A 12233-nucleotide genomic window follows, 5' to 3' on the forward strand; every position below is an offset into this window, starting at 1 on the left:
GGTCATTCGTTGTCGTTGGAGGGTACGGGGCGTGACTTGGCGCGTTGCCACGGCGACGATTTTGAGGTGCGCCAGGCATGCCAACCTTTCGGCAAATCGGCCAACTCCACGATGGTTTCATCCAGTTGAACCACCTCTTGCAGGCCTACGAGCATTACCTCGCGTTCATCCCAATCTCGAGTGTCGCTGCTGTAGAATTGCCAACTGCCACCTTCGTCGTTGTAGCTGTCGTCGTCGTCATCTTCATGCACAACGTATGCGATCCAGTCGCCACGTTTAAATAGGCTCTTGTCCGACAACACCGCGAGGTTGGGCGGATCCGCAAACTTCCATTCCTCCATCGGAATCCCTGAAGACGGTTGGTTCTGCACACAGGAAGACGAATTCAGGCGGTTCTCACAAACCCGTCGCTCGCTCTCAGCAGGTTGCGAGTATAGTCCTTCGTCACGCGACGTTCGACGAGATCCGCCGCCGCCAGGTTCTCAACCGCCTCGCCGCTTTGCATCACCATCAGCCGCTCGCACATATGGGTGATGATGGCGAGGTCGTGGCTGACCATCAGGAAGGTCAGCTTGCGCCGCTTGCGTACCTCTTCCAACAGGTTGAGCACTTCCGCCTGCACCGAGGCATCGAGCGCCGAGGTCGGCTCGTCGAGCAGCAGGATCGAAGGTTCGAGGATCAGGGCACGGGCAATCGCCACGCGCTGGCGCTGGCCGCCCGATAGTTGGTGCGAATAGCGGAAGCGAAAGCCGTTTCCCAGCCCGACCTCGTCGAGCGCCCGCTGGATGCGCTTTTCGCCATCGGCGAAGCCGTGGATGGCAAGCGGCTCCTGCAGCAGGCGGTCGACGGTCTGGCGCGGGTGCAGCGAGCCGTACGGATCCTGAAAGACCATCTGCACTTCGCGGTAGAAGGCCTTGTCGCGGCGTGGCCCGAGCGTCTTGCCGTTGACGGCGATGCTGCCCGATGCGACCGGCGCAAGGCCGGCGATGGCCCGAAGCAGCGTCGATTTGCCGGAGCCGGATTCACCGACCAGGCCAAAGGATTCACCCGGCTGCACGTCGAGGCTGACGCCCTTCAGTGCGCGAAAACGGTCGAAGATCACTTCCAGCCTGTCGACGGCAATCGCAGAAGTCATGCCGCCCACTCCGGCTTGCGGTCGAGCACCGGCAGCGGGTGGCGGTCGGCACCGATCTTGGGCATGCAATTGAGCAAGCCGCGCGTGTAGGGATGCTGGGCATGGCCGAGTTCGGACGCCTTGAGCTGCTCGACCACCTTGCCGGCATACATGACGATGACGCGGTCGCAGAAGGATGAGACCAGGCGCAGATCGTGCGAGATGAAGATCAGCCCCATGCCGCGCTCACTGACCAGCCGGTCGAGAATGCCGAGCACATCAAGCTGCACGGTGACGTCGAGCGCCGAGGTCGGCTCGTCGGCGATCATCATTTCCGGACCGGCGATCAGCATCATGGCGATCATGGCGCGCTGGCCCATGCCGCCGGACACTTCATGCGGATGCAGGTTGAAGACGCGAGAGGGATCACGGATCTGCACCGCCTCCAGCATGGCCAATGCGCGGTCGCGCGCCTCGGCCTTGCCGACCTTTTCATGCGTGCGCAGCGTTTCGACGATCTGGCGGCCGATGCTCATCACCGGGTCGAGCGAGTATTTCGGATCCTGCAGGATCATGGCGATGCGCTTGCCGCGCAGCGCCCGGCGTTCGCGCGGCGAGACGCTGAGCAGGTCGATGCCGTCGAAGGCGAGCTTGTTGGCCGATATCCGCGCCTGCGGCGGCGTCAGGCCCATGATGGCGCGGCCGGTCTGCGATTTGCCGGAGCCGGATTCTCCGACGATGCCGAGCCGTTCGCGGCCGAGCGAGAAGGAGACGCCGCGAACCGCCTCGATCAGCCCGGTGCGGGTCGGGAAGGTGACGCGCAAATCGTCGACCTCGAGCAGCGTCTTCGTTTCCCTGCTCATTGGTCACCACTGCGGGGATCGAGCGCGTCGCGCAGGCCGTCGCCGAGCAGGTTGAAGCCGAGGCTGACGATGAGGATGGCGAAGCCCGGCGCACCGGCCACCCACCACTGGTCGAGCACGAAGCGGCGCCCCGACGCGATCATCGTGCCCCATTCCGGCAGCGGCGGTTGCGCGCCGAGGCCGAGGAAACCGAGCCCGGCGGCGGTCAGGATGATGCCGGCCATGTCGAGCGTCACCCTGACGATCAGGGACGAAATGCAAAGCGGCATGATATGGCGCAGCACGATGCGGAAGGGCGAGGCGCCCATCAGCTGCACCGCCTTGATGTAATCGGAATTGCGCACCGTCAGCGTCTCTGCCCGCGCGATGCGGGCGTAGGGCGGCCATGAGGTGATGGCGATGGCCAGCACCGCATTCTCGATGCCGGGGCCAAGTGCTGCAACAAACGCCAGCGCCAGGATCAGCTTGGGAAAGGCGAGAAAGATGTCGGTGATGCGCATCAGGATGGCATCGGTCCAGCCGCCGGCATAGCCGGCCACCGTGCCGACCAGAAGGCCGATCGGTGCCGCGATGATGGCGACCAGGATGACCACATAAAGGGTCCAGCGCGAGCCGTAGAGGATGCGCGACAGGATATCGCGGCCGAGATCGTCGGTGCCAAACCAGTGCTCGGTGCTCGGCGCCAGCAGGCGCGCGTTCTTCAGGTCGCCGAACGTCGGAGAATAAGGCGCCAGCACACCGGCAAGGGCGGCAACGATCAGCAAGGCAATGATAATGAGCAGGCCGAGAAAGGCCAGCCGGTTGGCGGAAAAGCGCCGCCACGCCACATAGGCGCGGCCGAGCCTCGCCTGGGTGCGCGAGGCCGGCCGCTCGCTGAGCAGCCAGTCGCGACGAGAGAGAGGACGGGCGTCGGAGGCGGTCATGATGATGCCTCTTGGAGCTGTCGACCCCCACTCCGGCCTGCTTCGCAGACCACCTCTCCCCCGCACGACGGGGGAGAGGAAAGGCGCGAAGCGTGCGACCGGCTTTTCCTCTCCCCCGGGCAGGGGGAGAGGTGACCCGAAGGGCCGGAGTGGGGGTGATTGGCCGCAGCTGGAGCAATTCCAGGAAAAGTGTGAAACGGTTTTCCGTCCGGAATTGCGTAAAAACAAGGAGTTAGAGCGGGTAGCCGTTTCCGTGAAACGGTGAACTGCTCTAGGCCCGAAAGTGGAATACCTCTGCTCATTGAACCTTCGTCCTCGGATCGAGGACCCGATACAGAAGGTCGGACAGAAGGTTGATGGCGATGAAGACCGAACCGATGACGATGGTGCCGCCGAGCACCGCATTCATGTCGGCGTTCTGCAGCGAGTTGGTGATGTAGAGGCCGATGCCCGGCCATGAGAAGACGGTCTCGGTCAGCACCGAACCTTCGAGCAGCCCGGCATAGGAGAGCGCGATCACCGTCACCATCGGCACCGCCGCATTGCGCAGCGCGTGGCCCCAGATGATGCGGGTTTCCGACAGGCCCTTGGCGCGCGCCGCGACGATATATTCCTGCGACAATTCGTTGAGCATGAACGAGCGCGTCATGCGGCTGATATAGGCGAGCGAGAAATAGCCGAGCAGCGAGGCCGGCAGGATGATGTGGCGGAAGGCGTCGTAAAAAACGTCCCACTGCCCCTGCATCGCAGAGTCGAGGAGATAGAAGCCAGTGATCGGCGTAAAGGTGTATTCGTAGACGATGTCGAGCCGCGCGGGGAAGGCAACCCATTGCAGCTTGGCGTAAAACAGCACCAGCGCCAGCAGTCCCAGCCAGAAGATCGGCACGGAATAGCCGATCAGGCCGATGATACGCACGATCTGATCGATGAAACTGCCGCGCCTGACCGCGGCCAGCACGCCAAGCGGTACGCCGAACAGCGCGCCGATCAGCGTCCCCAGCGTCGCCAGTTCCGTCGTGGCCGGAAGCGCCCGGCGAATGTCGGTCATGACAGGATTGGTGGTCAGCACAGAGACACCGAAATTGCCGTTCAGGGCATTTTTCACATAGATGTAGAACTGCTCGACCAGCGGCAAATCGAGGCCCATCTCGCGGCGCGTGCGCTCGACGACATTGGCCGGCGCCCGGTCGCCGAGCACCGCCAGCACCGGGTCGATCGGGATGACGCGACCGATGAAGAAGGTGACCGCGAGCAGACCAAGATAGGTCGTGATCGCGATGACCAGGAAACGGCCAAGCGATGATGCAATAGCGACGGCACGGGCGCTGCCGCGCCCCGCCGCCACTTCCTTTTCAACCGTGCTCATGCGGCGTGTCCGCGAGCACTATTCCTTGGACACCGGCCCGACGAAATTGCTGTCGAAGCTCGGGCCGAGGGCAAAGCCCTTGAGGTTCTTGCGCAGGCCGGCCACTTCCAGCTGCTGGTGGATGACGACGAAGGGGCTGGTGTCCAGGATCTTCTTCTCGAGATCCTTGTACATGTCAGCGCGCTTGCCGGCGTCCTTCTCGAGCAGCGCTGCTTCCGTCTCCTTGGTCAGGTCCGGAATGTCCCAGGCGTTGCGCCAGGCCAGCGTCTTGGACTTACCCGCATCCGAGTTGTCCGGATTCGAGGCAAAGGTCTGGGCGTTGGAATTCGGGTCGAAATAATCCTGGCCCCACTGGCCGATATAGATGTCGTGGTTGCGGGCGCGGTACTTGGTCAGCGTCTGCTTGCCGTCGCCCGGGATGATCTCGAGCTTGATGCCGGCCTGTCCGAGCGTCTGCTGGATCGATTCCGCCATGCCGGTCGTCGGCTGACCGGTGCGTACGTCCATGGTTACGCTGAAGCCGTCGGGCAGACCGGCCTTGGCCAGCAATTCCTTGGCCTTGGCGACATCGAACTTGAACGGATTCTCATCCAATTCGCCGAGCACACCCTTCGGCAGGAAGGTCTGGTGGATTTCGCCGATGCCCTTGAGGATCGTCGAGCTCAGCGCATCGTAGTCGACCAGGTATTTGAAGGCTTGGCGGACCTCGGGCTTGGCGAGGTTGGCATTCTTCTGGTTGAGGCTGATGTAATAGACCGTGCCCTTCGGCGCGCTGGTCGAGATGAGATCGGCGTTCTTGGCGATGGCGTCGAGGTCGTTCGGCTCGAGATTGCGGGCAACGTCGATGTCGCCGGCCTCGAGCGCCAGGCGCTGGCCCGAGCTTTCCTTCATGTTGCGGTAGATGACGCGGGCAAGCTTGGCCTTCTCGCCGTAGTAATTATCGTTGCGCTCGAGAACGACCACCTCATTGGCCCGCCATTCGCGCAGCTTGAAGACGCCGGAGCCGGCATAGCCGGTCTTCAGCCAGGCATTGCCGAAATCATTGTCCCATTTGTAGTCGGCGCTCGGCGTCACCGCAGCGACATGTTCCTTGACCAGCTTGGCGTCGACCACCGATGCAACCGTTGCCGACAGGCAGTTCAGCACGAAGCTCGGCGCATAGGCCTTGTCGACGGTGAACTGGAAGGTGGTCTCGTCGACCGCCTTGGCCTTCTCGGCGACGTTGTCGCCGCTGATGCCGAATTGGCCGATGATGAAGGCCGGGCTCTTGTCGAGCTTGACGGCGCGTTCGAACGACCAGGCGACGTCGGCCGCGGTGATCGGATTGCCGGAAGCGAATTTCAGGCCGGGCTTGAGCTTGAATGTGTAGGTCAGGCCGTCATCGGAGACGGTCCAGCTTTCGGCAAGGTCTCCCTTGACCTTGGAGGTGTCGCTGAGGTCGAGACGGACAAGCAGATCATACGTGTTGCCGGTGACCTCGGCGGTCGACAGCTCGAACGCCTCGCCCGGATCCATGGAGATGATGTCGTCGATCGCGAAACCTTCGACCAGCGTGTCGGCGGGCGTGACCGCACCGGCGGGCGCGCCGGCCAGAAGCAGCGCGGACATGGCTGCACCCGCCAGCAGGAAGCGAGAGCGTAGAGCAAACTTTTCCATCATCATCGTGATTGTTCCCTGTTTTGTTGTTTGTTGACCTGAGTTCCCGGCTCAGGATTGTGCAATTCTTTTCGGGCCTGGAGAAGGCCCCAGTGATCTCTTACCGTTGCGGTTTTTGTCCAGTTGGTCAACACCATATCCGGCAGCCTCGTGGCGGGCAACGAGCATTTATACGATGGCTCAATGGGCCCGAAAGGCCGGTGGGATGTCGACGCATCGGCCAGCCAATCGAGGCTGCCGATCGAGGATAATCTGGCGAATGTCGCGGCTATCTCAGCGCCGCGACCAGGCTGGTGTCAGGGAAGCAGGTGGCGGCGCGGCCGTTCTTGGCTTGCCAAATGCCGATCGAACGGCGGGTCTTGAAGCCGGGCAGGCCATCGGCGCTGCCGACGTCATAGCCCTTGGCTTCCAGCGCGCGTTGCAGAGCGGCTATGTCCGAACGGTGGAGCCCGCCGACCGCGCCCCAGCTGCCGGCAAAATTCGAATCGCCATGGGCGATGCGATCGGCGCCATGGCCGATGAACAGCGCGTAGAGGTCGCTGGTGTTGTACTGCTTCAGCACGTAGAAATTGGGCGTGGCGATAAAGGCCGGACCGCTGCGCCCTGCCGGCATCAGCAGGAAGCCTTCGGCCTTCATCTCACTCGCTGGAAACGGCTTGCCGCCGACGCGCCTAACGCCCATTGCCGCCCATTCGGAGATTTTCTTGCCCTGGTCCGGGCCTTCCAACGAACAGGAAACGCTTTCCGGCACCATCACCTCGAAACCCCAGCCACGGCCCTTTACCCAGCCATAGTGGACGAGATAATTGGCGATCGAGGCCAGCACGTCCGGCGTCGAGTTCCAGATGTCGGCGCGGCCGTCGCCGTCGAAATCGACGGCATGTTTCAGGAACGAGGTCGGCATGAATTGCGGCTGGCCGAGCGCTCCGGCCCAGGACGATTTCATCGCGCCGACCGGAGCCAGCCCGCGCTCGACGATCTCGAGTGCAGCAAGCAGTTCGGTGCGGAAGAAGTCCTTCCTGGTCGACATGAACGCTTTGGTGCCCAGCACTTCGAAGGCGTCGTAGGGCATCTTCGCCGCGCCGAATCCGGTCTCGCGGCCCCAGATCGCCAGCAGCACTTCGCCCGGCACGCCGTAGCGCTTTTCGATAGATGCAAGTGTCCTGGCATTGGTGGCTTCGCGCGCCCGGCCGCCCGCCGTCACCGCGCGAACCGTCTTCTCGGCGAAATAGGCGCCGGGTGAGCCGAATTCGGCCTGGTGCTGCTTCTGCGGCGTGGTCGCCTTATCGCCCGGCTTGACCAGGTCGGGCAGCTTCAGATTGGGATTGATGCCGTCGAAGGCGGCATCGAGGGTGGCTTTGGAAATGCCTTTCGCCCTGGCTTGCGGCCAAAGGTCGTTCTGCAGCCAGGCGCGAAACTGGTCGTCGATCTTTGCGGCGGAGGCGGGGGTGGAAAGGAGGACCGCGAGAAGAACTGCAAAAAAGGAAAACAGAGCCAATCTGAGAGGTTTGCGTTCCTTCACACCCCCCTCTGTCCTGCCGGACATCTCCCCCGCAAGGGGGGAGATTGGCCGCTTCATCGGCGGCGCTCTTGTTGCAATGTCGGCGATTTGCGAAAACAAAGATGACATCCGATCTCCCCCCTTGCGGGGGAGATGTCCGGCAGGACAGAGGGGGGTGCTTGGCACCAGCCTCGACGGATGCGCAACAATCATGATCCGCATCCTCTGCCGCAACTTTGTCAAAACGCCGTCCGCGAGCGCAGCGCCGCGGCCAGCGTGCCCTCGTCGAGATAGTCGAGTTCGCCGCCGACAGGCACGCCATGCGCCAGTCGTGTCACCTTGATATCGAAGCCGGACAGCTGATCGGTGAGGTAATGCGCGGTCGTCTGGCCCTCCACCGTAGCATTGACGGCGAGGATGATCTCCTTGACCTCGCCACCGGCGACGCGGTCGATCAGCGAGCGCATGTTGAGCTGCTCGGGGCCGATGCCGTCGAGCGGGGACAGCGTGCCGCCGAGAACGTGGTAACGCACATTCATCGCCGCCGCGCGCTCCAGCGCCCACAGGTCGGAGACGTCCTCGACGACAATGATGGTGCCGGCATCTCGGCGCGGATCGGTGCAGATCATGCAAGGGTCCGATGTATCGACATTGCCGCAGGTCGAGCAGATGCGCACCTTGTCGGCCGCCTCGGCCATGGCGGCGGCCAGCGGCGACAGAAGCTGCTCCTTCTTCTTGATCAGATGAAGGGCGGCACGCCTGGCCGAACGGGGACCCAGCCCCGGCACCTTGGCCAGGAGCTGGATCAGACGTTCGATCTCGGGACCGGCGATTCGCTTCGACATCGCTCTGATCTAGGATTTTTCAGAGCGCTTTGGAACATCCGCATACGCATGACCGCCATATTGGCCTTGGCGGACCAAAATGGGCGGGGCCCATGGGATCATGGAGAGCAGATCAGTTGGTTTCGAGCGGCCGGCCCTGGCTGACGATCATCGCGCCGACAGCGTCGGTGTTCTCAGGCGTCGACTGGAAACCCATAGACGCCTCTTGCGGCGCTTCCTCGACCGAGGAGATGACCCTCGTCCTTGTGTTCAAGGTTCCGCCAAAACGGGCGGCATCCGGTTCCTCCATCGGCTCCTGCATCGCCACCACCGTCGGCTCCGCCGAGACACGCGCAGATTTCGCGGCCGGCGCGGCGGCCGCGGTCATATAGGTCTGTTGGGCAGGAGCGGACCGGACGGTGGCCGGCTTGGCCGGACGCACCGGCTCGGCGGACGCGACCATCGTCACCGGCTCCGCTGGCTTCTGCGGCGCCGCCGAGGCAATGGCGACCTGCGGCTCGTCCGGCAGCGGCTGCCAGTTGCGGCCGCGCTTCTCGTAAAAGGCATTGCCGCCGGCAACCATGGTGTAGTGCATGTTCTTGTAGGGGAAGCGTAGGCCGGCGGTGTGGAAGAACATGGTGTTCTTGAGCTTGGACTTGCGCTCCCCCTTCAGCACCGCGTCGGCGGCTTCCTCGACATCGGGCATTGCGCGTGAATTCATCGGCCTTGTCATGACGCCGGGGGCAAACTGCCCGCGCTCGCCCACCACCGCGCAGATGGTGCTGCCGTGCTTGCCGGAGCGCAGCCGGTTCATCACCACCGTGCCGACCGCGATCATGCCGTCGCGGCTCGAGCGGTTGGATTCAAAGAACATCGCCCGTTCCAGGCATTCCTTGTCCTTCGGCGTGTGGCTGTACGCCCGGGAGCTCAGGAAACCCGGCGTGATGGCGTCGGTCAGGCTGGCGACGGACATGCCGTGTGAAGTGGTCTGGCTACAGGCAGCCAAAAACAGGGGTGAAATGACGGCGCCGAGCAACAGCGGCGTCTTCCATCGCGTAGAAATCAACAGGTAACCCTCTCACTTCGTGCCCGCCCCCAGGCTGCGGCAAGAATGAGACACTTTCGGGCAAAATGATGGCCAAAACGTTATTAACAACGCGCTGTTGCCAAATTGGCACAATTTCCTGGTTTTCCAGATAGATCGCACCCATCATTTCACAAAGGCGATGACCTCTCTCTCTTTGTTTCGCCGCAATTGCCCCAAGGGAAAGCACTACGCGCTTTTCCCGGGCAAACGCTGTTAATTTCTCCTGGAACCGGTCTGCAGCCCGGCCGCAATCACGGCCGCTGGCCAGGCTCAAGCTCCTCGACCTTCTCCGAAAACAGGCCGCGCCGGAGGAACAGCGTCCGCGCCTCCCTGGCCGTCGGGGCGATCTTTCCCGGCCAGTCGCTGTCAATGAACTCAGCCTTGGTGAAGTCCGGATTTGTCTCGCTTGCCGCCTCCAGGAATTCGGCGATCTCCAGCACGATCGCGCGCTCGTCCTTCGAAAGCGCCGATGTGCCGGCTTCGATCGAAGGGCGATGGACGAAATCCTCGAACAGATAGAAATAACCCTTGATGCCGACGAGATCGACGCCGTCGTCACAATCGGCCAGGATTTCCAGGATCTCGTAGATCCTGTTGCGGATACGCTGCTCGATCAGTCTTTCGGAGGGCTCTTCGGTCATGTCGATGATGGGCGCGCACGCCGAATGCTAGAAGGGCAGTTTCATTCCCGGCGGGATCGGCAGACCTGCGGTCAGCGCCTTGGTCTTTTCCTGCATGATCTGCTCGACCTTGGTCTTGGCGTCGTTGTGAGCGGCCAGCACCAGGTCTTCCAGGATCTCGACATCGTCTTCCTTGAACAGAGACGGATCGATCTTCAGCGACTTCATCTCGAATTTTCCGGTCAGCGTCACATTGACCAGGCCGCCGCCGGCCTGGCCGGACGCTTCCAGCGTGGCGATCTCGTCCTGCATGGCCTGGAACTTGGCCTGCATTTCCTTCGCCTTGCCCATCAGGCCGAGAAGATCTTTCATGGTCGGGTCCTTTGCGGATTCGTGGCTGGATTAGGGTTCATCGTCGTCAGCCGGCGGCTCGACCGGCACTTCAGCCTCTGTCGTTTCGGCTTCCGGCGCGTCTGGAATGCGCACGTCGATGATCTTGGCGCCGGGAAAGCGCGCCAGGATAGCGGCCACGGTCGGGTCGCTCTTGGCATCGAGAAAAGCCGTCTCGCGCTTGGCCGATTCCATTTCGGCGAGCGTCTGGCCGCCCTCTTCCTTCGACAGCGAGACCAGCCAGCTGCGGCCGGTCCAGGCGCGCAATTTCGTCGTCAGGTCGTTGAGCAGCATCTTGGGCGCATCGCCGGTCAGGCCGACGTCGATGCGGCCGGGCTCGATGCGCACAAACCGGATGCAGCTCTTGACCAGCACCTTGAAGGCGATGTCACGCTGCGCATCGGCGAGCGCAATGATGTCGGCCAGCGATTTCAGCGGCGCCGATTCCATGGCCGGCTCCGGAGGAGCGACGTAGGCAACGGCAGCAGGCGAGGCTTCGACCAGCCGCATGGTCTGCGCACCGCCAGGACCGGCGGGCATGCGCGTCTGCGCCACCGCGCCGGCGCCACCGCCGTTGCCGGAACTTGCAGGCGCGCCATTCGGGCGCGGCGCGCCGCTTTGGACCGACGCTCCGCCCTCGAGCGATCTCAACGCCTCATCCAGCGTCGGCAGGTCGGCGGCATGCGCCAGCCGGATCAGCACCATTTCGGCGGCACTGACCGGCCGGTTGGAGGACTGCACTTCGGGAATGCCCTTGAGCAGCATCTGCCATGTCCGCGACAGCACCCTGACCGACAGCGTCCTTGCGAAATCGGCGCCGCGCTGCCGCTCGTCCTCGGACAGCGAGGCATCCTCGATGGCCGTCGGCACGAAACGCAGCCGGGTGACGAGGTGGTTGAACTCGGCAAGATCGGTCAGCACGGCTGCCGGATCGGCGCCGGTGTCGTATTGCGCGCGGAATTCGCCGAGCGCTGCCGCCACATCGCCCTTCATCACATGTTCGAACAGGTCGACGATGCGGGCGCGGTCGGCAAGTCCCAACATCGCCCGCACAGCCGCGGCACCGACAGTGCCGGCGCCATGGGCAATCGCCTGGTCGAGGATGGAGAGCGAATCACGGGCCGAGCCTTCGGCGGCGCGCGCGATCATCGCCAGCGCGTCGTCGTCGACCGCAATGCCTTCCTGGGCCGAAATCGAGCCGAGATGCGCGACCAGCGCGCCGGCGTCGATGCGCCTCAGGTCGAAGCGCTGGCAGCGCGACAGGACAGTGATCGGGACCTTGCGGATTTCGGTGGTGGCGAAGATGAATTTGACGTGCGGCGGCGGCTCTTCCAGCGTCTTCAGCAGGCCGTTGAAGGCCTGCGTCGACAGCATGTGCACTTCGTCGATGATATAGACCTTGTAACGGGCCGACACCGGCGCATAGCGCACGCGCTCGATGATATCCCTGATGTCGTCGATGCCGGTATGCGAGGCGGCGTCCATCTCGATGACGTCGACATGGCGGCCCTCCATGATCGCCTGGCAATGCTCGCCGAGCACCGCGAGGTCGACCGAAGGCTGGTCGATATCAGCGGTTTTATAATTCAGGGCCCGCGCGAGGATGCGCGCCGTCGTGGTCTTGCCGACGCCGCGCACCCCGGTCAGCATCCAGGCCTGGGCGATGCGGCCGGTGGCAAAGGCATTGGTGAGGGTGCGCACCATCGGCTCCTGGCCGACCAGCTCGGAGAAGTTCGAAGGACGGTACTTGCGCGCCAGCACGCGATAGGCGGCGGCCTTGCCTATCTCCAGGCTTTTTGGTCCCGAATTTCCGGCTTCGCTCATACGCCCGTAAAGCTCCAAATGGCCGCGCCCGAAGGCGGCCGATTCCTGCGCGTAGTCTCGCCCGC

13 protein-coding genes are annotated in these 12233 nt (G+C 63.3%); all 13 read right to left on the reverse strand.

The window, feature by feature from the left end; translation table 11 throughout:
• Window positions 1–2: 2 nt before the first annotated feature.
• The 13 genes from NKI99_RS10355 to NKI99_RS10415 all read right to left on the reverse strand — a co-directional run bounded on the left by NKI99_RS10355 (window position 3) and on the right by NKI99_RS10415 (window position 12168).
• Entirely contained in the window at window positions 3–341 is a 339-nt protein-coding gene (locus tag NKI99_RS10355) for a hypothetical protein (RefSeq protein ID WP_128304325.1), read from the reverse strand.
• A 44-nt stretch (window positions 342–385) separates the two neighbouring features.
• Window positions 386–1135, reverse strand: coding sequence for an ABC transporter ATP-binding protein (locus NKI99_RS10360; protein WP_352554666.1), 750 nt, complete (start codon window positions 1133–1135; stop codon window positions 386–388).
• Window positions 1132–1977, reverse strand: coding sequence for an ABC transporter ATP-binding protein (locus NKI99_RS10365; RefSeq protein WP_031213315.1), 846 nt, complete (start codon window positions 1975–1977; stop codon window positions 1132–1134). Before NKI99_RS10365 ends, NKI99_RS10360 begins: the two co-directional genes overlap by 4 nt.
• Window positions 1974–2900, reverse strand: coding sequence for a nickel transporter permease (gene nikC, locus NKI99_RS10370; protein ID WP_023811431.1), 927 nt, complete (start codon window positions 2898–2900; stop codon window positions 1974–1976). Before nikC ends, NKI99_RS10365 begins: the two co-directional genes overlap by 4 nt.
• A gap of 298 nt (window positions 2901–3198) precedes the next feature.
• Window positions 3199–4266 (reverse strand): ABC transporter permease, encoded by a 1068-nt coding sequence (locus tag NKI99_RS10375; RefSeq protein ID WP_128304323.1) that lies wholly within the window; start codon window positions 4264–4266, stop codon window positions 3199–3201.
• Window positions 4267–4284: 18 nt separating this feature from the next.
• Entirely contained in the window at window positions 4285–5928 is a 1644-nt protein-coding gene (locus NKI99_RS10380) for an ABC transporter substrate-binding protein (RefSeq protein ID WP_128304322.1), read from the reverse strand.
• A 262-nt stretch (window positions 5929–6190) separates the two neighbouring features.
• On the reverse strand, window positions 6191–7468 hold the full coding sequence (locus NKI99_RS10385; protein ID WP_128304321.1) for a lytic murein transglycosylase: 1278 nt from the start codon (window positions 7466–7468) through the stop codon (window positions 6191–6193).
• A gap of 194 nt (window positions 7469–7662) precedes the next feature.
• Window positions 7663–8268 (reverse strand): recombination mediator RecR, encoded by a 606-nt coding sequence (recR, locus tag NKI99_RS10390; protein ID WP_128305643.1) that lies wholly within the window; start codon window positions 8266–8268, stop codon window positions 7663–7665.
• Between the two features lie 112 nt (window positions 8269–8380).
• On the reverse strand, window positions 8381–9313 hold the full coding sequence (locus tag NKI99_RS10395) for a cell wall hydrolase (protein ID WP_128305644.1): 933 nt from the start codon (window positions 9311–9313) through the stop codon (window positions 8381–8383).
• Complete coding sequence (locus NKI99_RS10400) at window positions 9240–9608, reverse strand: hypothetical protein (protein ID WP_352610764.1); 369 nt, start codon at window positions 9606–9608, stop codon at window positions 9240–9242. Before NKI99_RS10400 ends, NKI99_RS10395 begins: the two co-directional genes overlap by 74 nt.
• The gene (locus NKI99_RS10405; RefSeq protein ID WP_127293990.1) at window positions 9586–9975 is read right to left on the reverse strand and encodes a hypothetical protein; all 390 of its coding nucleotides are present in this window, start codon (window positions 9973–9975) and stop codon (window positions 9586–9588) included. Before NKI99_RS10405 ends, NKI99_RS10400 begins: the two co-directional genes overlap by 23 nt.
• A gap of 27 nt (window positions 9976–10002) precedes the next feature.
• Window positions 10003–10326 carry a YbaB/EbfC family nucleoid-associated protein gene (locus tag NKI99_RS10410; protein WP_013527931.1) on the reverse strand — a complete coding sequence of 108 codons (324 nt, stop codon included), beginning with the start codon at window positions 10324–10326 and terminating at the stop codon, window positions 10003–10005.
• Between the two features lie 30 nt (window positions 10327–10356).
• The gene (locus NKI99_RS10415; protein ID WP_128305646.1) at window positions 10357–12168 is read right to left on the reverse strand and encodes a DNA polymerase III subunit gamma/tau; all 1812 of its coding nucleotides are present in this window, start codon (window positions 12166–12168) and stop codon (window positions 10357–10359) included.
• Window positions 12169–12233: the final 65 nt, after the last annotated feature.

The organism is Mesorhizobium sp. M0239 (assembly GCF_040321815.1).
In the GTDB taxonomy this organism is placed as follows: Bacteria; Pseudomonadota; Alphaproteobacteria; order Rhizobiales; family Rhizobiaceae; genus Mesorhizobium.